The 22,295-nt window shown below is 40.9% G+C and carries 19 protein-coding genes and 5 pseudogenes; 11 read left to right on the top strand and 13 right to left on the bottom strand.

The window, feature by feature from the left end; translation table 11 throughout:
• Window positions 1-68 precede the first annotated feature (68 nt).
• Window positions 69-542, bottom strand: a pseudogene (locus ACN0T8_RS10495) (Arm DNA-binding domain-containing protein); the annotation flags it as partial.
• Window positions 543-969: 427 nt separating this feature from the next.
• Between ACN0T8_RS10495 and ACN0T8_RS10490 the strand changes: the two are divergent.
• Window positions 970-1,176, top strand: coding sequence for a hypothetical protein (locus ACN0T8_RS10490; RefSeq protein WP_417880566.1), 207 nt, complete (start codon window positions 970-972; stop codon window positions 1,174-1,176).
• A gap of 20 nt (window positions 1,177-1,196) precedes the next feature.
• On the opposite strand, the gene ACN0T8_RS10485 is transcribed toward ACN0T8_RS10490, so the two are convergent.
• Window positions 1,197-1,424: a type II toxin-antitoxin system YafQ family toxin gene (locus ACN0T8_RS10485; RefSeq protein WP_417880565.1), complete on the bottom strand. Its 228-nt coding sequence runs from the start codon at window positions 1,422-1,424 to the stop codon at window positions 1,197-1,199.
• Here ACN0T8_RS10485 and ACN0T8_RS10480 point away from each other — a divergent pair.
• Together ACN0T8_RS10480 and ACN0T8_RS10475 are read left to right on the top strand one after the other, a co-directional pair.
• A pseudogene (locus ACN0T8_RS10480) lies at window positions 1,389-2,180 on the top strand (IS630 family transposase); the annotation flags it as partial. The gene ACN0T8_RS10485 and the pseudogene ACN0T8_RS10480 sit on opposite strands and share 36 nt — an antisense overlap.
• A gap of 6 nt (window positions 2,181-2,186) precedes the next feature.
• Window positions 2,187-2,453, top strand: a pseudogene (locus ACN0T8_RS10475) (transaldolase family protein); the annotation flags it as partial.
• 73 nt (window positions 2,454-2,526) lie between these two features.
• Here ACN0T8_RS10475 and ACN0T8_RS10470 read toward each other — a convergent pair.
• Window positions 2,527-3,348 (bottom strand): annotated as a pseudogene (locus tag ACN0T8_RS10470) (transposase); the annotation flags it as partial.
• Window positions 3,349-3,381: 33 nt separating this feature from the next.
• On the bottom strand, window positions 3,382-3,573 hold the full coding sequence (locus ACN0T8_RS10465) for a transposase domain-containing protein (RefSeq protein ID WP_417880575.1): 192 nt from the start codon (window positions 3,571-3,573) through the stop codon (window positions 3,382-3,384).
• Window positions 3,574-3,717: 144 nt separating this feature from the next.
• Here ACN0T8_RS10465 and ACN0T8_RS10460 point away from each other — a divergent pair, with 144 nt between their 5' ends.
• Both ACN0T8_RS10460 and ACN0T8_RS10455 read left to right on the top strand, forming a co-directional pair.
• Entirely contained in the window at window positions 3,718-3,969 is a 252-nt protein-coding gene (locus ACN0T8_RS10460; protein WP_417880564.1) for a hypothetical protein, read from the top strand.
• Window positions 3,970-4,305: 336 nt separating this feature from the next.
• On the top strand, window positions 4,306-5,031 hold the full coding sequence (locus tag ACN0T8_RS10455) for a hypothetical protein (protein ID WP_417880563.1): 726 nt from the start codon (window positions 4,306-4,308) through the stop codon (window positions 5,029-5,031).
• Window positions 5,032-5,205: 174 nt separating this feature from the next.
• Here ACN0T8_RS10455 and ACN0T8_RS10450 read toward each other — a convergent pair whose 3' ends face one another.
• On the bottom strand, window positions 5,206-6,078 hold the full coding sequence (locus ACN0T8_RS10450; RefSeq protein ID WP_417880562.1) for a LysR family transcriptional regulator: 873 nt from the start codon (window positions 6,076-6,078) through the stop codon (window positions 5,206-5,208).
• Window positions 6,079-6,176: 98 nt separating this feature from the next.
• On the opposite strand from ACN0T8_RS10450, the gene ACN0T8_RS10445 reads away from it, so the two are divergent.
• Window positions 6,177-7,133 carry a DMT family transporter gene (locus ACN0T8_RS10445; RefSeq protein ID WP_417880561.1) on the top strand — a complete coding sequence of 319 codons (957 nt, stop codon included), beginning with the start codon at window positions 6,177-6,179 and terminating at the stop codon, window positions 7,131-7,133.
• 152 nt (window positions 7,134-7,285) lie between these two features.
• Window positions 7,286-7,434: pseudogene (locus ACN0T8_RS10440) on the top strand (integrase); the annotation flags it as partial.
• A gap of 44 nt (window positions 7,435-7,478) precedes the next feature.
• Here ACN0T8_RS10440 and ACN0T8_RS10435 read toward each other — a convergent pair.
• The 3 genes from ACN0T8_RS10435 to ACN0T8_RS10425 all read right to left on the bottom strand — a co-directional run bounded on the left by ACN0T8_RS10435 (window position 7,479) and on the right by ACN0T8_RS10425 (window position 12,625).
• Window positions 7,479-8,219 (bottom strand): DUF1499 domain-containing protein, encoded by a 741-nt coding sequence (locus ACN0T8_RS10435; RefSeq protein WP_417880560.1) that lies wholly within the window; start codon window positions 8,217-8,219, stop codon window positions 7,479-7,481.
• A gap of 101 nt (window positions 8,220-8,320) precedes the next feature.
• Complete coding sequence (locus ACN0T8_RS10430) at window positions 8,321-11,440, bottom strand: efflux RND transporter permease subunit (protein ID WP_417880559.1); 3,120 nt, start codon at window positions 11,438-11,440, stop codon at window positions 8,321-8,323.
• A gap of 3 nt (window positions 11,441-11,443) precedes the next feature.
• Window positions 11,444-12,625 (bottom strand): efflux RND transporter periplasmic adaptor subunit, encoded by a 1,182-nt coding sequence (locus ACN0T8_RS10425; RefSeq protein WP_417880558.1) that lies wholly within the window; start codon window positions 12,623-12,625, stop codon window positions 11,444-11,446.
• Between the two features lie 344 nt (window positions 12,626-12,969).
• Here ACN0T8_RS10425 and ACN0T8_RS10420 point away from each other — a divergent pair, with 344 nt between their 5' ends.
• Window positions 12,970-13,413 (top strand): MarR family winged helix-turn-helix transcriptional regulator, encoded by a 444-nt coding sequence (locus ACN0T8_RS10420; RefSeq protein WP_417880557.1) that lies wholly within the window; start codon window positions 12,970-12,972, stop codon window positions 13,411-13,413.
• 41 nt (window positions 13,414-13,454) lie between these two features.
• Here the strand turns inward: ACN0T8_RS10420 and ACN0T8_RS10415 are convergent, their stop codons facing one another.
• The gene (locus ACN0T8_RS10415; RefSeq protein WP_417880556.1) at window positions 13,455-14,612 is read right to left on the bottom strand and encodes an MFS transporter; all 1,158 of its coding nucleotides are present in this window, start codon (window positions 14,610-14,612) and stop codon (window positions 13,455-13,457) included.
• A 316-nt stretch (window positions 14,613-14,928) separates the two neighbouring features.
• On the bottom strand, window positions 14,929-15,840 hold the full coding sequence (locus ACN0T8_RS10410; protein ID WP_417880555.1) for a LysR family transcriptional regulator: 912 nt from the start codon (window positions 15,838-15,840) through the stop codon (window positions 14,929-14,931).
• Between the two features lie 15 nt (window positions 15,841-15,855).
• Between ACN0T8_RS10410 and ACN0T8_RS10405 the strand changes: the two genes are divergently transcribed.
• Window positions 15,856-17,151: an MFS transporter gene (locus tag ACN0T8_RS10405; protein ID WP_417880554.1), complete on the top strand. Its 1,296-nt coding sequence runs from the start codon at window positions 15,856-15,858 to the stop codon at window positions 17,149-17,151.
• A gap of 253 nt (window positions 17,152-17,404) precedes the next feature.
• Complete coding sequence (locus ACN0T8_RS10400; RefSeq protein WP_417880553.1) at window positions 17,405-17,671, top strand: hypothetical protein; 267 nt, start codon at window positions 17,405-17,407, stop codon at window positions 17,669-17,671.
• A gap of 90 nt (window positions 17,672-17,761) precedes the next feature.
• Here ACN0T8_RS10400 and ACN0T8_RS10395 read toward each other — a convergent pair whose 3' ends face one another.
• A complete protein-coding gene (locus tag ACN0T8_RS10395) occupies window positions 17,762-17,911 on the bottom strand; it encodes a hypothetical protein (protein ID WP_417880552.1) in 150 nt (49 codons plus the stop codon).
• Between the two features lie 436 nt (window positions 17,912-18,347).
• On the opposite strand from ACN0T8_RS10395, the gene ACN0T8_RS10390 reads away from it, so the two are divergent.
• Window positions 18,348-19,103, top strand: a complete 756-nt coding sequence (locus ACN0T8_RS10390; RefSeq protein ID WP_417880551.1) for an ROK family protein — start codon at window positions 18,348-18,350, stop codon at window positions 19,101-19,103.
• 146 nt (window positions 19,104-19,249) lie between these two features.
• On the opposite strand, the gene ACN0T8_RS10385 is transcribed toward ACN0T8_RS10390, so the two are convergent.
• Both ACN0T8_RS10385 and codB read right to left on the bottom strand, forming a co-directional pair.
• The gene (locus ACN0T8_RS10385) at window positions 19,250-20,536 is read right to left on the bottom strand and encodes a cytosine deaminase (protein WP_417880550.1); all 1,287 of its coding nucleotides are present in this window, start codon (window positions 20,534-20,536) and stop codon (window positions 19,250-19,252) included.
• A gap of 9 nt (window positions 20,537-20,545) precedes the next feature.
• Entirely contained in the window at window positions 20,546-21,787 is a 1,242-nt protein-coding gene (gene codB, locus ACN0T8_RS10380; protein ID WP_417880549.1) for a cytosine permease, read from the bottom strand.
• Between the last annotated feature and the right edge of the window lie 508 nt (window positions 21,788-22,295).

The raw sequence follows: 22,295 nt of genomic DNA, 5'->3' as shown, positions 1-22,295 counted from the left end.
TAAATTCGATGATAAGAGATGGCTCCATGTGGGATGAAAATTTTGCTAAAAATTAGTTATTGACACCATAGTCGTTTGTTAGTGAGTGTGGGCTCGCCATTGGGCTTGCGTGCAGCTTGCAATGATTGACGAAAGTACTCTACTTGCGCCAGAGTGACTTCGGAGACCAAGGTGTTACCAAAATGCGGGATGAGATAGCGATCAAGTGTGTTTTTGACGGTCCCTTGATAGCTGGGCTTCCAATTCCCTTTTTGGCGGTCATACCATTGTTGGGCAAAGTCATTAAAAAAAGGATAAAGATGGTCGGGGTATTTGTCTCGTTGCAATTGTTCAAATAGTGTGACTTTTTTACTCTCAGGAAAGTAGTCACGATATTGAAAGGTGCCAAGGGCAATCTCGGCATTCATTTGTTTGAGGGTGGCTCGAGCAAGCCTTAAATTTTTTGGGGTCGCCATTTGCTTGGTGCCTTCGCGAAAGCGTTGGCCGTACAAATGAAGATCGAACTGGATGCGTCCGTTTGGGCGGATACGAATATGAGCCATGTTGGCCTCCCTTGATTTAGGATCGTTAAATAGATCTATCCCTCACCAATGGAATTCGTTAGAATCAAGCCATCGGCTGGGCTCGCTTAAACTTGGTGCAGCCGGTACGGGGTAGGGAGGTTGCCGCCTTCCTATCCCAACTGCTTTTCTTACTTTTCTTAACTTCGGTGGTGCACATCAAACTGTGTTAATGCACACCTAACCTTCAGTCGTCTAAAGTTTCTTCATTTAATCTAGAATATTACTGTGTTTATGTCCAGTATTATATCCTGCTTTTTGTAATGGCAAATGGTTGATATTTTAGAAAGCTCCGAGAGAAAAATTAAACTAACCAACCTCTAGAACAAATGGCACAAGTTATTTTCAAATCATGATTTGTTAATTATGATGGTGGTGCCATTTTCATTTGGGTATTAAGGAGAGTTCTATGAGTACAGCAGCGATCACTGGAGGTTCTGCAAGTATTTTACTCAATGCAGCTTCTGAAAGTTCGGGTATTAACTGGTGGGGAGCATCTGTTTTTATCTTGTTTCATTTATTAGCCCTCGCCTTGGTTGTTTGGCTTCATTTCGATAAGAAGAAAAAGAAGTTGGATACAACAAAGAAAAGAAGCAAACCTGATGACAGTGTGTAATTAGGCATAAAGGAAAGTGGTTAACCAAATAATTCAGCATGAGATCCACAGCGAACAAGAATTAGCTCATTACTCTCTAGATCAATATCCCAGATAAGTAACAAGTCAGGTTGTAGATGGCACTCTCTATGAGGCTTCCAGTTTCCTTGTAATATATGGGGGTGTAGTGGTTGAGTGAATTTGGTCACTACATTGCTATGTTTTTGGCTGCGCTCAATGACGCTGAAACTATGGCATTGATTGAGCATCTTTCTCAAAGTACGTATTTTCACACTTACCAGATTGTTGACTACGTCCAGACTCAGTTCCAAGTAACATACACTGTTGCTGGAATGAATAAATGGCTACACCATAATGGTTTTTCTTATAAGCAGCCAAAAGGTGTTCCACACAAACTTAACCCTCAAGCTCAAGAGGCTTTTATTCAGCATTATCAAGAGCTGAAGCAATTCAATGAGCCCATTTTATTTATGGATGCTGTGCATCCAAGCCAAGCGACCAAAATCACTTACGGTTGGATTCGTAAAGGTGAAGATAAAGTGATTGAAACCACAGGTAGTCGCACCCGATTGAACTATGTTGGCGCACTAAATTTAACTGATATTGCTGCCACAGTGACAGAGAGTTATGAAACGATTAATAGTGAAAACATTGTTCGTTTCTTTTGGAAATTGAAAAAAGAGCATTACCCATTAGAGAAGAAGATCCACATTATTCTCGACGGTGCAGGATATCACCGAAGTCAGTTGGTAAAAGATTTTGCTCGGATGCTTAATATCGAGCTTCATTATTTACCCCCTTACAGTCCAAATTTAAATCCAATAGAACGATTGTGGAAGGTTATGCATGAGCATGCCAGAAATAATATTTACTTCCCGACAAAGGCATCCTTTAGGGATGCAATAAATAGATTTTTTGATGTGACTTTACCAAAAGTTGCAGGCTCGCTTACGACTCGAATTAACGACAATTTTCAGGTTCTGAAACCTGCAACTTCAAGTTGATTAGGTATAGATGAAGTACTTGAACTTGCTGGTTGTGACCGGTTGACCATTGCACCTTCACTTTTAGCAGAGCTTGAAGCCACGAATGGAGAAGTGAGTAATAAATTAAATGTTTCTCAAAGTGATAGGGAACAGATTGCTGCTATGACTCATTCTGAGTTCTTATGGGAGCATAATCAAGATGCGATGGCTGTTGAAAAGTTAGCGGAAGGCATCCGTAATTTTGCTATCGATCAGAAAAAACTCGAGTCTATGATAAAAACTAGGCTTTAATTTGTACTAATTTTTCATGTCTGAAGCGGGTAAACTCGCTTCTTCTGATCTGCTCCAGCAAGACCGGAGTTTTTCAAGCTAGTTGTCGCCTCAAGTTAAATTTTATGCCGCCCACATTTCTTCTTTTTTTTTCTGGGCTTAAATTTACTTCGTCAATCAATGACCAGTCTCTTGATTTTCCTGACCAGCGGTTTGGGTGATTCATTCTAGCCGCTTCATTTACACGCTGGCGCTTAGCTAAGATTGCTTTATCTAGACTTAAATGGCGTTGATTTGGCGTCACGATGTGCAGGTGTTCATTATTATACCAATCGACAAACCCGCTCACCCATGCTCTTGCTGCACTTATACTTTCAAAGGCTTTTTCTGGGTATTCCGGTCGATATTTTAATGTCTTAAATAACGACTCAGAATATGGGTTATCATTACTCACTGACGGTCGACTAAATGACGGTACAATCCTTAACCCCTGTAATGTAGCCAATAGCGTAGCGCCTTTCATTGGGCTGCCATTATCCGAATGCAGGGTTACTTGTGCTGGTTTTATTTGCTCTCGATAACAGATATCTGTCATTAAATCAGCGGCAAGTTCGCTCAATTGTGTGTCGTGAACCTGCCAACCCACAATCTTCCGGATAAAAATATCCATCACTAAATACAAGTATAAAAACTGCCCTTTGACAGTGGTCGGTAAATAAGTGATGTCCCATGTGTAAATTTCGTTTGGCTGTGTTGCTTTGAGTGCTTTTGGTTTTTTTACTTGTCTGTTTGGCTTTGCTTTTTCTCGATATGTTAATAATTTATGTGATTTTATTACGCGATAAAACGAACTTTCAGACGCTATCCAGACGCCTTTATCAAGCAATTTAGGCACTATCTGATTCGGTGATAAGTGGTATCCGCCCCATGAACTCACTGGGCGATATTGTTAGTGCTTGAAGTTCCAAGGTAAGAGTGCATCGATATTTGGGTCTGCTTTTGCTAGCTCCTTCATGTACTTGGCCATGTAGTCGTAGAGGATTAGGCCATTGAGCTTGCAAAATGCAAGCTTTGACAATGAACTTGATTCTGATTGCTCGATAAGCATTTGCCATTCTTGGTCAGTGTGTCGTTTTGTCATATCAAATCTCCTTATGGTTGAAGATTTGATCTTATTATTCTCTCTGGGCAATTAAAATGTGGGGGTTATGGGGCGGATACGCTATAACGAATAACTCAGTATGCTATAAATAATCTAATCTCATTTTGAATGGAAAGGCGTACTATGAGCAAAAAACGGTTGTCTGAAAAAGAACTGCTAGAGGGGATGACACCCCTTACTGCGCATAGTGATGATCTAGCCGAGGTAACATTGGATGAGTTGGGCCTTGAAATCTCTGAAAGTGATTACAAGGCCGCGTTAAAGCGAATTGAATCACTGTTTGATGTGGCCGAACCTAGCACTCCTGAAGGCGAAGAGCTAGAAAGGCTAGCGGCAATGGTTGAAGAGTATGAGGAAAAGCACTTCCCCATTTAATAACTGCAACGCACTTCTGCCCCGAACCTTCACGGGGCGAACACCTTTAAACCAATCACACTTTAAACCAATCATCTGAAACACGTTTTTGCCCCAAAGCCATTTAGACTAAATACCTAAGGCAATGCAGATGACGTGCGTTTACCTTACTAAAACTTATTTGATTGAGTTGATAACCTATCATTCCCGTTATTAGGCGACATCTTACAGTCTAACTTTCCTTGATGTGGCATAACTTATTGATTATCAGTTGAGTTAATATAAAAAAGACTGGATCATCGAAGGATGAAAGACGATTATTTGTCGCCTAATAAGCGTTATGTTTAAGAGGATTTTATGGGGTTAAATGATTTTCAGAAGAAAGTGTTTGAAATGTCATCGGTTACAAAGGGGCATTCAGGTTTCGCTGCAAAGTCGAGTATTCGCTATATCGAGCGTTCCTTTGAACTTGCGGGAACAATGCCTGAAGTGGCTGCATTTTTAGCTATCACTGCTGAAGAAGAGGCTGCAACAGCTCTATTTCTTGCTCTGAAAAGTAAAAGGTATCTTCGTTCTAGTGAACTAAAAATGCATGATCATAAGCATAAAGGGGGCTTGTACCCATTTTTAACTCTGTTAGGCGTTGCATTAAAGTTAAGTGAAGTTCCATATCAGCTAGTTGTCGATAACAATAATGGGCGAGATATACTTAGGACTCAGGTACAGATCGGTGATTTTGTTTTACAACCAGACCCTCCACTTAATCAGGTTAATGTGGATGCTTCAGGTAATGCTAAAAATTACCTACACGAAGTACGTTCAGTTGCGTCCGAAAGAGAAATTACTTCAATATTTCAATATATTAAAGACACTGCTAACAAAAGAAATTTATTATTATATGCATCTGCTACTGCGTTACCTAGTGTTGAAAATGTTAATGCAGAGCTTCAAAGGCATATCGGTGCAACGATACTGATCCACATAATTTATCTTTTAGTTATTCAGCATAGTAAGCAGAATTTGGTTGAAGAGTGTGTGAATGTGTACTTGAAGATCCAGCATAATCTTGAAAATAAAACATAACAAACGACGTTTAAGGTTTTAAGATACTTTTTCTAATCAGAACGAAATGGTTTAGAGCAACACACCTAAAACGTTTCTGTCCAAAAACGTGCCAGAGAATACTTTAAACTATCATACCAATAACTAGGTTGGCTTAGTTTTGGTAATATGACAAAGCGACTAATGGATTGGTGGCTATTCAAACTTCATTTTTTGGGTCAGTGTAAGGAGCGCTTTTACAGCGGGGCTAGTGTATTGTTTATTGAGTACAACCATACCTATCTGTCGTTTTAATGTTGGCGCCAGTGGTTTTGCAGTGACACCTATCATCATTGATTTGGGTAAATCTGAGGTAGCAACAATAGATACGGCCTCCTCTCTAGCAACAATATCAAGCGCACTAATCAATTGGGACGTGTGATATTGAATTTGAGGCTTGAGATTCTGAGAACTTAATAGTTGAGTGATAAGTTCGGGGAAGCCTACGTCAACTAATACCATAGGTTCTTTACATAGTGCTTTGAGACACACTTCCGACCCTTTGGCTAACGGATGCTGTTTGGGTACAAGAGCGACTAATTTGTCTGTTAATAAATGGAATGAATCGTACTCGGGTTGAGGTAGCTGCATAATACCGATATCGATACGACGCTCAATGAGCCACTGATGAATTTGCTTATTCGCCCCTTCTTCAACAAAGATATCAATGTTTGGGTACTTCTTTCGATACGCCTCTAAAATATTTGGCAGAATATGAATGATTGAACCAGACTCAAAAGCCCCAATTTTGACAGTCCCTTGCTTCATCTGTTTCACACCTGTTGCTTCTTGACGCATTGTTGCCTCAAGACTCAATATAGCACGTGCTCGCTCCAGTAACCGCATTCCTACGTAGGTAAGCTCTATGCGATTCTGGTTGCGTAAAAATAGCTTAACACCTAATTCATCCTCCAATGTTTTTATCGCATGAGAGACCCCTGACTGTGAAATATTAAGTTGTTGAGATGCGCTAGTAAAACTTGAACAGTTAGCAAGAATCGAAAAGATATTGAGTTGGGAAAAAGTCATAAAGAGTTATGAGTTAAAGCTCATTTCCTTGTGAGGATACATGTGAATTATCATATCAAAAATGAATGATGTTTAGATCATGAATGTGGATGGATATTATGAACAATCGTACAAAAAATTATGATAACAGTCCTAATGACAAATTACTCGAAATGCAAACACGGTCTTCACTGATCAGTTGTTTACAATTAGCGTTTGTCGCGATGATATGGGGGGGGACACTCGTTGCTGGACGAATGCTTAATCCGGAAATTACACCTTTGTTGTCAGCTACAATTCGATTTGTTATTGCAAGCTTGATTTTATGCTTGTTTTTGATAGTGAGTGGTAAAGGGTTTGTAAAGGTAACGTGGGAGGAAGGAGCCATATTGTTCATTCTCGGTACTTGCGGTGTGTTCGCATATAACCTGTTTTTTTTCTCGGGTTTGCAAACGGTAAGCGCATCGCGAGCTTCATTAATTATGACATTAAGCCCTGCAATTATCGCAATAGCGTCCGTGTGCATCTATCAGGAGAAACTCACTAAAAATAAAATAATAGGTATAATATTAAGCTTGAGTGGTGCAGTGCTCGTCATTGTTACTAAATCGTCCTCATTAAATGACATTATGACTGCAAATGTCGGAGACTTATATATTCTCGGATGTGTTTTGAGTTGGGTTGTATTTACTTTATTAGGTAAACGCCTGATACAAAGTATCGGCTCGTTTTTTACCATTGTTTACTCCGTAATAACAGGTACGGTAATGCTCCTGTCAATCACCATACTGACGGGGCAATTTAATGCAGCACTAATTCGAACTATAAGTGTCAATGACCTGTTTAGTCTCGCCTATTTGGGCGTTTTGGGTTCAGCATTAGCGTACGTTTGGTACTACATGGGGGTCGAATCCATTGGTGCCACCAAAGCAGGAGTGTTCTTAGCGCTCGCACCTGTTACAGGAGTATTAACTGGAAGCTTGTTTCTTGGCGAAGAAATGACAAATATTTTGATTTTAGCGGGAGGACTGTCTGTGGCAGGAGTTACATTGTGTAATTTACCCGAGAATGTATGAAGTGATAAGCTTGGCGATCAAAATGAATATATGTAGTTCATGAATAACTAAAAATTAATCTATTAGTCTCGAACATAAGTGAATTCGAAACTTGGCATTGTTCCAAACCCTTCCAACGACAATCGTGATGACCAATCAAAAAGGAGGTCATCATGGTGGTTTTCAACAAAACGAAGCGTAGTGGCGTCAAAAAACTTTTCGGCTTGAGGAAATTTGGCGGATCAGAACCAGATTAGAAATTGAGAATAATTTGATGCAACTTGCGTTGCTCAACTTAGCAATTGATAGCAAGCTGAGAGCTTTCAGGTTTTATCATTTCGTAATAAAACCTGAGTGTGAAACAGTTTATCGGTTAAAGCTTTCTTCAAATGCTACGATTCTTGCTGCATTTACCCCGCGATCACTACGGCCGATGCGAGATATACTACGGATATCAATACGACTTGTGTTGTTTATTGGTGTTATTTTAACGACGACATCGTCTATGAAAGCAAAAAATACAGTCTGTGCACTTGCTTCAAATCGTAATTCATTTTGATCTTCTGCGACAATATCCCATCCTTTATCTTTAGCGATACGAAGTGCTTTTTGGTATGCATCAATAGCAGTAAGATCAGAGAAAATGGGCTGTATATATGGGTAGGCTCTTTTTTGAATAGTTGCGACTTCTTCTCCTGCATAAATCAAAGAGTTTTTGGCCCCTGCACGAGTATCATTTAACACTAAAAATTCAGGTGGGTGAGTTGTGTCGGTAGTAATATCATGAATCGCAGGTGCTCGCTTAGAGGGGATAATCTTGCCATAGAGCATCGGGGTAATGAGCCCTAATCCTATCAAGGCTGCAGTTGTAGATTTAATCATGCCAACATGATTACGAGTAACAAGCTGAAAAATTATCCCTAAAGTACTCAAAGCTAATACAGTTAAGCCAATAGGGTTGAGGTAATTTCGAATATAACCAAAGCCCACGATAGGTTCCCATAAATCTAAATGAGCACCAAATATCATCACGGCCACAGAGAATAAGGCGGTAGCCGCGATCACTAATAATAATGTTCCAATATGAGAAGTTCGGTAGTTCGTCATTTTCTATCCTTTGAAAGTGAGTAAAGAGTGATAATGAGCCATTTTAGACTCATTATTACGTACTTTTTTATTTAGAGCTGCATTACTATGTACTTAATCAATTATTGATTATCTTGGACTTTTCGAACAGTACGGAACCATTTGCATATCAAGACAAAGAATAAAGGAGCAAAATAGATCACCAACAAAGTGGCAAAAACAATCCCACCGATCACCGAAGTACCGATTGCATTTCGAGCATTGGCACCAGCACCAGTACTTAACACCAGCGGTAGAACACCAAGCCCAAAGGCAAGAGATGTCATAATGATAGGACGCAAACGCATTTCACACGCTTGAATGGTGGCATCTAAGAGATCCATTCCCTTATCGTAGAGCTCTTTTGCAAACTCAATGATTAAAATCGCATTTTTCGCGGTTAAACCAATGGTCGTTAATACCCCTACTTGGAAGTAGACATCGTTTTCAAGACCACGCAACATTATGGCGATTAATGCCCCTAATATCCCGAGAGGAACCACTAAAATGATCGCAAGTGGAATATTCCAGCTTTCGTATAAAACGGCTAAGCAGAGGAAAACCATCAGAACCGAAATCGCATACAAGATAGGTGCTTGGTTACCGGCTTCAATTTCTTGATAAGACATGCCGGTCCAGCTGACTTGCACATCACTGGATACTTCGGCGGCAATTCTATTGATTTCATCCATCGCTTCACCGGTACTGTAACCGGGTGCTGCTTCCCCAACAATTTCAACCGCAGAGTTACCGTTATAACGTTGTAGCTGTGGAGAACCTTGTCCCCAGTACGAGGTACTGAAAGCGGATATTGGCACCATTTCATCTTGATCATTACGAACATACCATAAATTCAGATCTTCAGGTGTCATACGGTAAGCTGCGTCAGCTTGGATGTAGACTTTTTTCGAGCGACCATGATCGATGAAGTCATTGACATACGACGAGGCCCAAGCAATCGAAAGCGTTTGGTTGATGTTATCAATATCCACGCCATAGACTTTAGCTTTGGCATAATCGATATCCAAGAACAGCTGGGCTGTATCTTCTAAACCATTAGGACGAGTCTTTTGTAAGATCGGACTTTGTGCTGCTTTAGCGAGAATTTGATTACGAATTTCAATTAATTTCTCATGGCCGACTCCCGTCATGTCTTCCAAATAGAAATCGAAGCCGGTGGCGTTACCCAGTTCACGAATTGCTGGGTTATTAAAGGCAAATATTTGCGCATTCTTATAGCCGCTAAAGTGCTGAGTGACACGGCTAATAATGGAGTCTACATCCATCCCTTCACCGGTTCGCTCCGACCAATCTTTCAAACCAATAAACGCCATACCGGCATTTTGACCAGAGCCAGAGAAGTTAAATCCAGCGACACTGAAGACATGATCGACGGTATCTTTTTCATTTTCTTCAAAGTAATCTTTCACATCCAACATGACTTCTTGAGTAGCTTTTATTGTCGTGCCGGTTGGGGCTGTCACCATCACTACAAAGTCACCTTGGTCTTCAGTTGGTAAGAATGAGCTCGGTAATGAATGATATAAATAGGCAGTGCCTAAAAATAGCAGAACGTAGATACCGATAAAACGTAATGGGCGTTGTAATACCACCTTAACAGAATGACGATATTTACCTAATAAGCGGTCAAATGTGCGGTTAAACCAGCCAAAAAAGCCGTGAGAAGAAACCTCATCATTTGCTTTTAATAATGTGGCACACAGCACTGGCGTTAAGACCAAAGCCACAATGACGGACAAGATCATGGCAGAGACAATCGTAAGTGAAAACTGTTTGTAAATCACCCCGGTTGAGCCTGACATGAAGGCCATAGGAATAAACACCACTGACAACACCATAGTGATCCCAACTAAGGCACTGGTGATTTGTCCCATTGATTTTTTGGTGGCTTCTAAGGGAGAGAGTTTCTCCTCATGTATCAAACGTTCAACGTTCTCAACCACCACGATAGCATCATCCACCAACAATCCGATTGCCAATACTAAGCCAAACATGGTTAAGGTGTTGATTGAGAACCCCAGCACCGACATGACGCCAAAAGTACCCAATAACACGACTGGAACTGCAATGGTTGGAATCAAGGTAGCACGCCAGTTTTGTAAAAACAGCAGCATCACAAAGAAAACCAAGACGATGGCTTCAAAAAGTGTTTTAACCACCTCGGTGATCGAAATACGAATAAAGCGGTTATTATCCGTGGTTTTTACCATAGATAAGCCTTCAGGGAAGCTTTTTGATAGCTCCGCTAATTTCGCATCCACGGCGTTTTGCGTATCTAATGAGTTGGCACCAGCGGCTAAAGTAATCGCAATACCAGAGGCATCGTGCCCCATGTAAGAAGGTAGAACCGAAGAGCTTTCACTGGCTAATTCAACACGAGCAACATCTTTTAATAAAACTTGCGAGCCATCGCTTTCGACTTTAATTAAGATGTTTTTAAATTCATCGACCGTAGTTAATAAGCTTTGCGCGGTAATGGTAGCATTGATTAGCTGTGAATCGAGCGCAGGTGTACCGCCCACTTGCCCAACAGTGACCTGACTATTTTGCACAGACACGGCACTTGAGACATCGACTGGTGTTAACTTGTAGCTGTTTAATTTGGCCGGATCTAACCAAATACGCATCGCATAAGAAGGGCCAAAAATGGTGACATCACCCACGCCATTGACACGGCTGATGACGTCTTTCAAATTTGAATTTGCGTAATCTTGGATATCGCCAGCACTTAAACTGCCATCTGGAGAATAAAGGTTAATCACTGACATAAAGCCAGAGGTGCTTTTTGTTACCGAGACCCCTTGGTTTTGAACCGCAGTCGGTAGGTTACTAGAGACTTGCTGTAAGCTGTTTTGTACCTGAACTTGAGCAATGTCAGGGTCAGTATCAGCACTAAAGGTCAGCGTGGTACTGGCACTACCAGAAGAATCACTGGTTGAGGTCATGTACAATAAATTATCTAGTCCGGTCATCCCTTGTTCAATAACCTGAGTGACACTGTCTTCAATATCTTTAGCTGAGGCCCCTGTATATGAGGTAGAAATCTTGACCGACGGTGGGGCAATGCTTGGGTATTGTGCGATCGGCAGTGTGATGATGGCCGCAATACCAGACAGCATGATCACAATCGCAATCACCCACGCAAAGATGGGTCTTTTAATAAAAAAGTTAGATAAAGACATCACTTACCCCTTATTGCTTTCAGTTTGGGGCGTCGTGTTTGTCGTTGAGGTGGTAGAGCTGGTTTGGCTATCAACGATAACATCGATATCATTTTTCATATTAATGATGTTGCTGATAACGACGTGGTCCCCTTGGCTTAGACCTTCTTTAACAATCCAACCATTGTCCACTTCATTGCCTAATACTACGGCTTTTTTCTCTGTTTTATTGTCGGAATTGACAACAAAGACAGAAGGGGCTCCAGATTGGCTTCTGACTACCGCCGACTGAGGAACAACTAAGTACTCACGTGCTTCTGGCATCGAAATATGGGCACGCACGTACATCCCAGGCAATAGTGCTCGGTTTGGGTTAGGAATAATGGCGCGCAATGTGATGGTCCCTGTAGAGTCTGAAACGAGAGTATTGGAAAATTCTAAATGACCTACTTGGTCGTAGGCGCTACCGTCTTCTAGGGTAACGGTAACGGGGATCACGGCACCATCTTTGAGTAAATTGGAAAAATCTTGTTTGATTTTATAAATTTCGACAGAAGACTGCTGCATATCGATATAGACATTGTCGGTTTGAGTAATGGTGGTTAAATAAGAAGATTGCTCGGCAATTAATAATGATCCTTCAGAAACGGTAGAAATGCCGGCTTGCCCTGAGATTGGAGCTTTAATTTGCGTGTAAGATAACTCGATATTGGCATAATCCAGTGCTGCTTGGTAGACCGCAACATTGGCTTGTGCTTCTAGATAAGCCGCTTCTGCATCATCGTAGTCTTGTTGACTAGTCAGTTTTTTTCTTAGCAATTCTTTATAGCGAACTTCGCTTTTTTTGGCAGTATCACGAGTGGCAATGGCTTTTTTTAGTTGTGCTTTGGCACTGTTTACATTTGATTGGTAGGTAATTGGATCGATCTGATATAACACATCGCCTTTTTTAACCAGTGAGCCTTCGGTATATAAGCGACTTTTTAATATACCAGTAACTTGCGGTCTCACTTCGGCTTGATTATAAGCGGCAATACGGCCAGGCAGTTCATTAGTTAATCTTAATGTTGTCGGCTCTAAATTAAGCACATCAACATGAAGAGGAGCCATCGCTGGCCTAGCTTCTGAACTCGGGTCATTACACCCAAAAAGTACAAAAGATAGGAGCAAACACAAGGGTAACCTTAAACGATTAAGGGAATACATATAGACACCTTTATTATAAATGATAATCGGTAGCGTGAATGATAATCGGTAGCGTGAGTTTCCAAAGGCGGTTATCTCATCACGGGCCTAAGAGCATCACTGGTCTAGGGTGAGAGTAACCATGTGCAGAAGCGCGGTGGTTTAACACTGCGAATCCGACTTAAATTAATCTTTATTTTCTGCTCACTAACAAACATGGCACAGAATATTTGTTGTATCTGCAACAAAATTATTATATTGCGATAAATGTTGTATCTGCAACATTTTTTTATGTTATATACTATAAAGAATTAGCATAGGAGGCTATTTGTCTCATTATAAAATCAACGATAAGAAGCCTAACGATGAAAACTCTCCTTAACGAAAAAATTGAACGTCAACCAATGTTTCTTTGTGGTGCAATCCACCGTCTTTTTCGCAATCGTGTCGCCGCTGAATTAGTCAAACAGCAATTGATGACTCTGGAAATGTCGAGATACCTTGCTGCGGTACAGGAAAATAGTCCGCTCAATCAGCAGCAGCTGGCAGACATTGTTAAAAATGAACGCAGCGCCACGAAACGTATGGTGGATAACTTGGTCGAGCATGGTTATCTCACCACTTCCAAATCTGAATACAACAAAAAGATCAAGATGTTACACATAACACCATTAGGAGAAGTTGAGCTGAAAAAAGTAAAAACGCATATTACCGATATCGAATGCCAACTTTTCGAATGTTTGACAAATGATGAGTTCAATGAGTTTTTACGCTTAATTCGCAAAATGGGCTCAGAACATCTAGGTTAGATTACCAAAGTGAATTAGTTAATATTTGGCATTTCTTGGACTTATAAGTTGTGAATATCTTGCTTGGGTTCTTGTTTCTTAGACTGAAGAAATAAACCAACGATCACTAAGATACATACAATGAGTGAGCTGAGAAATACATGACTCGTTTCACCTGGAATGTATTCAATAAATGACGTAAGGAACTGGCCTGAAAATACTGACATCGTAAAGTAAGATAAATTACGTCCACGGACATTCGCTGCGCTACGTTCAACGGTCATGTGATTCAGTAAAGGAATACTAAAACCAAATCCTGCCCCATTAAAAACTGCCCCCATCACCAAAACCGAAGTGCTGGCTTGGGTAAAACATAGACTAGCGATGGCATAACAAAGAAATGCTACTATCAGTATTTTTGATTCGCTCATAGCGTTGGTTAGTTTAGGCATAAAGTGAGCTGCCACGACAGCGACTAATGAGATAAAAGCTAATAAAAAGCCTACTTGGTCTTCGGTATAACTTTGCCCATTCATAGTTTTGGGTAACGAAACAATGGCGGTAAAGAAGGTCACCATCGACAGTACTGCGACTAAATAAATACCTTTTAATGTGAACCCTTGTGTTGTTTCATTATGTTGGCTTTGAGTATCTACAATAGGCTCTGCTGGATGTGTACGTGGTACAAAAAGCACTAGCATGATTAAAAAGACCCAAGCAATTAAATATAAAGACAAAGGCAATGCCCAGTGCTGAGTGGCTAAAATGCCACCAATGAATAAGAAAATCACCCCACCCAATTCAATGGCCATGCCTTGTTTAGCAATCATGCTTAAGCGCTCTTTGCTAAAATACCACTGTGAAATCAAAACAGTACAACCGGCCATTACTACCGAAGTGATCCCACCTAATAAAATGCGGTTAATAAATACTGCTACTGGGCCATGCAACCAATAGACGGTGACTCCTAATAATCCGTAAAGAAACAGACCACAGATCAAAGAAGGGTAAGCCCCAAATTTGTCGATAAGTTTGCCTGCTGCAGGAGCAAAAATGACAGCGCCTAATGCGGGCAACGTCATTAATAAAACTGAGTTATCCTCCACACCGAGGGCATCGGATAAACTGATCAATCCCGGAGCAACTACAGCCCCGACCATGATGGTTAAACAGGCAATACACAATAAGGTGTAGCGGCCTAAAACACTTAAATCTTTCATAGCAATACCTAAAACAATGCCAAAAGTTGATTAAAAAGAGAGGCGAGTAATTGAAGAGAAATAATAAAGCGTCCACATGAATAACAAAAATGATAAAAAACTATTGAATCTATGCTTTATGTGTATTGATTCCGCTATCAATGGGATTGAGAGAGGTGGGAGCCTCGGAAATAGGCTCAATGTTGAATCAACAAGCTAGACAAAGTTACCTAGCCTTTGGTGTGTAAGTTGTTAGACTTTTGCTGTAACTTTCAGCCTGCCGCTGTTAAGTTCAGCTTTTCACTTCCCTTCTTACAGTCACTGTGTTGGAAACTAATTAATCTGCCATGAGGCGTTGGATTTCTTCTCTGGTATTTAAGGCTATGTCTACAAAAGCACGAGTAGTCGCACTTTGATTCGATTGTTTATATTGAAGTTGCACGGGAATATTGGAGTTAGTTTTTTCTATTTCAATAAAATGGCAACCATCACTATACAATTTTCGAAGACAATATGGCGCAATGGCAACGCCTAATCCTGCTGCAACTTCTGTCACTAAGGTTTGCATGTGTCTAGGCTGACTAATGATGTTGGGCGAAAATCCAGCCTGCTTGCATAAAATAATGGTTTCATCAAACAATCCCATAGCTTCATCACGATTAAAAATAATGAACGGCTCATTCTTTAATTGACTGATATTAATGGAGGGTAGTGATGCCAATGGGTGGTTTTCATTGACGATTGCAACCAGTTTATCAATGTAAATATCATGTTTGAAATAATCATCAGCAATGGCATTAGGTAAAGGACGAGAAAACGAAATATCAATTTGATCTTTTTTCAGCGCTTCGATTTGCTCTGTTGCCGTCATCTCAAACAAGGTAATGTGCACGTGGGGAAATTCCGCTTTATACAAGCGAACGAGCTTTGCCATAAAAGCCAAGCAGGCAGAACTTAAATGCGCAATATTAAGTGTGCCAAGTTGTCCGCTATGAGCACGTTTGACCTGCGTTTTCGCCTGCTCGGTTAACGCTAAAATCGCCGAGGCATCTTTGAGTAACTGCTCACCGGCTTGGGTAATAGTAACGTCTCTGGAATTGCGCTGAAAAAGCATCACCCCAAGTTCACTTTCAAGTGCCGAAATATGGCGGCTGATTGCAGGCTGCACCGTATGCAATTGTTTGGCCGCATCGGAAAAGCTTTGATGTTTCGCCACACTGATGAAACTTTTTAACTGTTTGATATCCATGATTGGCTCGCTTTAATGATGATCTCTTCCATGAAAGATTATCTATACCGTTTTGATATAGATTCAATAAAAGCTTATCATTTTTGTTATTCATCCGTAAGTTTTAGAATGTACTTATTATTTTTAAAGGAGTTTATGATGAGTCATTCTGAATCTTCACCAACATTAAGCCGATTTATTTTATTGTTGATGACAACGGCGATTGCGGCAACTGCGGCAAATTTGTATTACAACCAGCCCATATTGCCTTTGATAGCGCAAGAATTTGATTTAAACCACTCGCAACTGGGTGGTGTCCCTTCTTTAACACAATTTGGTTATGCCTTCGCTTTACTGTTCATTTCGCCTCTTGGGGATTCTGTTCCGCGCCGACGTTTAATCGGTATCTTATCGTGCCTTCTAGTGGTTGCTAGTGTCGTGGCGGTGATCACACCGAGTTTTCCATTATTGTTATTAGCAGTCTTTTTGATTGGCGTCAGTGCAAATATCACTCAGCAATTAATTCCATTTGCAGCTTCAATGGTGACTCATGAGCAAAAAGGGGCAACATTAGGCACTTTAATGATGGGCTTAACTTTAGGTATCTTATTATCACGTACTTTAAGTGGCTTTGTTGGGGAACATTTTGGATGGCGCGGTGTATTTATTATGTCTGCGTTATTGGCGGCTACGTTTGGTATTTTATTACGTGTCTTTTTGCCAACAAATAAACCTCAAACCACTCTAGGTTACGGGGCATTGTTAAAGAGTTCTTTGTTACTATTTTTGCAGCATAAATCATTACGCATATATTCACTCTCAGGTGCTTGTTGGTTTGCCGCATTTAATGTGTTGTGGGCTACGTTAGCTTTATATGTGAGTGATGCCCCCTTTAACTATAATGCTCAACAAGCAGGGTTATTCGGTGTTATAGCATTGGCAGGCGTGATTGGAGCCAAATCATCGGGAAAATGGGTTAATGCTCTTGGCTCAAGAAAATTAGTGATGATGGTTCTGATATTAGCCGCGGTCGGTTTTGCAGTCACAGGTGTCTTTATTGGTAATGTATGGGCACTAATTCTAGGAATTATCTTAATTGATTTTGCGATCTTCAGTGCTCAGGTTGCCAACCAAGTCCGTGTTTTTAGTATTGATCCAAGCGCACAAAGTCGTATCAATGGTATTTATATGTTGGGCTATTATTTAGGTGGGGCTGTGGGTTCTGTGGTAGGTGTGAAAGCATTTGCAATATATCAATGGTCTGGAGTTGTTGTTGTCAGTATTGTTTTCATCGTACTTAGTTTAATTATCAATTCATTGGCTAAAAAATAGCTATGATTTTTAAAATTTGAACTATCAACCCCTTGTTGATTGTAATTAGTTTGCGCCTTGATGTTACGAAAATGCCCACCAGATGAAGCCATTAAGCTTATTTTAGAGCAAACTGAAGCATTAGCTGATGGATGGTATGTGGCTTAGAGCGAATTTTTAGAAATTAGGGATTAAAGGCAAGGTTGAGAGACTTTGCCTGTTTCATCTTTATGCATTATTTATTTTCACTTGTGATGCGTTCCTTGAACTCAAAATGCATATGACAAAGGAGTGGGATTCTGCGGAGATATCAAGTGTAAGTAAATTCTATTATCCGTCCAAGAATGCGGTGTTTTATTTTGATAAGGCGCTTGCTGATGAGATATCGAAGTATTTTACAGTTTGCTTCCGTATCGCTGAGAGAAATAGGCGTAAAACTGTATCAAAAGAACGTCTTGAGTTAATTGATAATGCCAATGATGCCGATAAGTTAGCAGAATCTATAGAAAAGCAATTAATTAAAGTAGTAACCGTTGCATAAGTCATTTAACAAGGCGTTATGCGACAAGATCAAAAAGGGCACTAATAATGCCCCAAAGCACTGGTTCAAGATGTTAGGTGTGAATATCGGCTAGTTTTTACAACCATTTTTATCACACGTAATACGTTCATGTGAATTTTGCCAATGATCTGAATGTTTCTTGGTATCAGTACCACAGCCAGTATTTCCGCCTTTAATGCCCTTATGTACGACTCCTGTTGGTGTATGTTTCACAGCCATATGCTTGTATTCTCCTAATTGATTTAAGTTGCTTCCCAGTCATAAATGACCGAATTAACAAATAGTAAGCAAAGTTGCATATATCAATATAAGTAATAACTAAAGTTTATTGTCGTGAGCCAATCGCATACAAACGTTCAAATCTTCAACATACTTTTCCTAACCTGATAGAAATGGTTTAGTCCAATCATCCTAAAACGTTTCTGTCCAAAGGTGTGTTTCGAATTTTGTTGTCACACTTTCTTGGGATAGCAACGTTGATAGAGCCTAAGTTTCAATTTTTATTATCACACTTGGCCTCTGGTCGCCACGATAAAAATGAACTTTGGAAGTGAAAACGTTTCGAACTTTTATTGTCCTCCTTTTTTCCAGCCGGTATTGATGGGTAAATAGAGTGTGATTGACACAATTTAACAGCATCTGACCTATTGATGAAATGCAAAGCTATGGCAATATTGAATCGATTGGCATTGGGTGTTGCCGCTCAGTCGGTAATGACGGTTTGATGCAAGGTGCGAACGTCACCGTACTAAATGGACAGGATTTTATCGGTGATATTCAAAAACAAATCGATGTGCCTGTGGCAATTGCTAACGATGCTGATTGTTTAGCCCTTTCAGAATTTAAAGATGGCGCAGCAAAAGATGCAAAACACTCCTGCGTTGCTGTGATCATTGGTACAGGGTGCGGTTCTGGTTTGATTGTTAACAATGCATTGGTTACAGGGCTCAATAAGCTCGGTGGTGAGCTCGGTCATAACCCGTTGCCTCATTATTCCATCGAAAAAGATGGGCCAGCAACAACTTGCTATTGCGGTTCTCAAAATTGTATTGAGACTTTTGTTTCAGGAACGGGCTTTGCACGTACATTTAGCGAGCGTTATTACCCTTCAAATTCAAAAGAAATCGTCAACTTGATGGCGCAAGGAAACCCAGAAGCAATTGCCCATTTTGACCTTTACTGCGACCAATTAGCGCGGGTTTTAGCGAGCGTGGTTAATTTTGTGGATCCAGAAGTAATTGTTTTAGGCGGTGGGATGTCTAATGTGGATGCGATTTATCCAAAAGTGCAAGCCTACCTCAATCACTATACCTTTACCAAAGTGGTTCAAACCAAGGTTGTGAAGAATGTGCATGGGGATTCATCAGGTGTGCGAGGCGCAGCATTTTTGCATAGTTCTAATGAGAAGTAAGCCATAGTCCTATCATTTTAGCATCATGGTTTTCTCACCATTTCTTCACGGCGAATGTGATCATAGGTGAATTAAAATAAAAACCGCCAATTCATACAGATTAGCGGTTTTGTTCTGTTTATCGCTTAGAAATCTTACTTTAAAGCTTATCGGCGAGTAAAATCCACCACTTGGCTTTGCGCAAGGTTTACTTGAGTTTGGGCAGGCTGAGTCTGTGCTAGCACCTTACCGCCACGCACAGAATATAAAACCGCAGCTTGACGGCGCACCGCATCAAACCCATTTTGCGCATCAAGTAAAATAAAGTTCGCATCACAGCCTTCAGCAAGTTGATATTTATCATGTAGTGATAGGGTCTTAGCTGAGTTTTTACTAATTAAATTGAGCGACTCATTGATTTGCTCATAGCCCATACATTGACTCACATGCAGTCCCATGTGCAGTACTTGTAGCATATTCGCAGTGCCCAGTGGATACCAAGGGTCAAACACATCATCATGACCAAAACAAACATTGATACCACGACCAAGCATCTCTTTAACGCGGGTCATGCCACGACGTTTCGGGTAATCATCAAAACGACCTTGCAGGTGAATATTCACGAGTGGATTGGCAACAAAGTTAATGTCACTCATACGTAATAGGCGGAACAAACGCGAGGCATAAGCGCCATTATAAGAACCCATTGCCGTGGTGTGGCTAGCGGTTACTTTTGAGCCCATTTGATATTTATGTGCAAGCGCTGCTAGGGTTTCAACAAAGCGCGACTGCTCATCATCAATTTCATCGCAATGCACATCAATCAAGCAATCGTATTTTTGCGCCAATTCAAACACATAATGTAGTGATTCAATGCCATATTCACGGGTAAACTCAAAATGAGGGATGGCGCCAATCACATCTGCGCCCAGCTTAACGGCTTCTTCTAAAATCGCTTTGCCGTTTGGGTAAGATAAGATCCCTTCTTGCGGAAACGCCACAATTTGCAAGTCGATGTAATCTTTCATCTCTGCTTTCACTTCAAGCATGGCTTTGAGCGCAACAAGGCTTGGATCTGACACATCAACATGAGTACGTACCGCTTGCACGCCATTAGCAATTTGCCATGAGATGGTTTGCTTGGCGCGAGTTTTTACATCGTCAATGCTAAGCTTTTGTTTACGCTCAGCCCAACGCTCGATCCCCTCAAATAAGGTGCCAGAGATATTCCAGCTTGGATCACCTGCGGTTTGAGTGGTATCAAGGTGAATGTGCGGCTCCATAAATGGGGTGTGAATGAGCTTTTGCTGCGCATCCAAACAGGTGTCATCTGCTGCGGTGAGGGCGCCATCTTGCAAGCTGATGTGAGAAAACTTGCCGTCTTGGATGTCGAACTGCCACAAGCCGTCATGATCTTGACGTTTGGCATTGATAATTTTAGTAAAGCTTGTCATTGAATTTCCTTAAAGCGCAGAAGGTTTAGCCGTCGCTGAAAACATTGGTAAGCGGTGTAAAATAATAAAGCTAATGATACCACCAAGTACGGCGTTAATTGGCACAATTCCTGGTAAAAACTGTCCAGCTGCTACCCCAATGGCGACACTCAAAATAGCAGCCCAGTTGATATCTTCAAAATGTGCGTTGGCGAAATCTTGGTAGGCTTTTCGGCGAAGGCAATAATCAGCGATGATCACGCCACCAATAGGCGGAATTGCCAGAGATAAAAAGGTAAGCCAGCCGACAAAGTTATTATAAAGCCATAGAGCAAATAAGGTGCCTACAATACCATTTGCTATTGCAAGTTTTTTACTATCGATGCCTGTAATGTTGGAGAACCCAAGGCCAGATGCATACAAAGCGTTGTCGTTGGTTGTCCAAATATTTAACCCCAAAACAATAATGGCAGGCAATAGTAAACCTTGCGCCATCATCACCTCTGAGATATCAGCTTGCCCTGTGACTTTTGCGCCCGCAGCCCCAAAGATAAACATCAAAGAGTTACCAATAAAGAAAGCGACCATGGTGATCAGCACTGCAGTTTTTGGCTTTTTACCAAATCGTACAAAATCAGCAGTCAGTGTGCCGGCGCTAATAAAAGATCCCACCACAAGGGTAAATGCCATCTCAAGTGAAATGGGCTTGCTTGGCGCGATTTGAGCAATTGAACCTAAGCCGCCAGCACCTGTAATGGATTGATAAACTGAATAACCACCAAGCAGTGCAATTGCAGGCACGGCAATGGCAGAGAGCACCATAAGCGCAGAAATGCCAAAATAGACGGTTGCTGTCATCAAAAGCCCTGCGACTAAAATTAGGATATTTAAGTCGATACCGGTTGCTTTTTGTACGGGCAGAGCAAACATAGCAACGCCGACGCCAAACCAGCCGACTTGAGTGCCACCCAGAAGTACAGAAGGAAGCCATGAGCCACGGATGCCAAACGAAAAACGCGCTAACAGATGCGTAGAAAGGCCAGTATCTGCGCCGATATAGCCTAAGAATGAGGTATAAACGCCAAGCAATAAGTTGCCGAAAAGCACTGCAATGAAAAAATCATGCAAGCTAAGGCCTGTGCCAAGGGTACCGCCTGTCCACATGCTGGCAGAGAAAAAGGTTAAGCCGAGCATAACAAGGCTAAGAGAGAGGGCACTTTTGCGCGCACTTGGCGGCACTGGGGTGAGGCTATAATTTTGATCAGCTGACATGGTGATTCCGTTTGTATCTTTTTATTTAAAAGAGGTTTTAAAGACCCTTAATTGGAAAGGGATAGGCAAACGGAGCGTGATTATACAATGCATAAATAACAAGTCTATCTAATTTTTATGATTTATACGTTTGCTTTTTATTTTTATGATAAAAAACACTTAAGTAACAGTGGGTTGTATTTTTTATTTTTCTAGTTGTGGCTTGCTATTTTATCGTTTGCTTAGAGGGTTGAGCTAGATTTAAGGTGGTTTGAGGTAAGTAAGCTTTCAGTCAGGTGCTTTGCTTGATTGGGCGCTTCTTGCTATTCTGACTAAGGTGAAGATAGTTTTGTGTTGAACAAGATCCAAAACGTTTGAAGTAGGTAAAATCTTATCTAGAATCTCAAGGTTTTGAACTTGCGAGTCAGTGGTGTCAAGGAAGTGATAAGGCTGTTTAGTTCACTCTTACCCCCCAAATCCCCCATCAGCGAAAGTGCCAATAGGGGATTTTAAGTTTTACGCACAATTA

Origin of the sequence: Vibrio sp. (assembly GCF_048266485.1) — a bacterium.
GTDB lineage: Bacteria > Pseudomonadota > Gammaproteobacteria > Enterobacterales > Vibrionaceae > Vibrio.
This window is presented reverse-complemented; position numbering and strand designations above follow the sequence as displayed.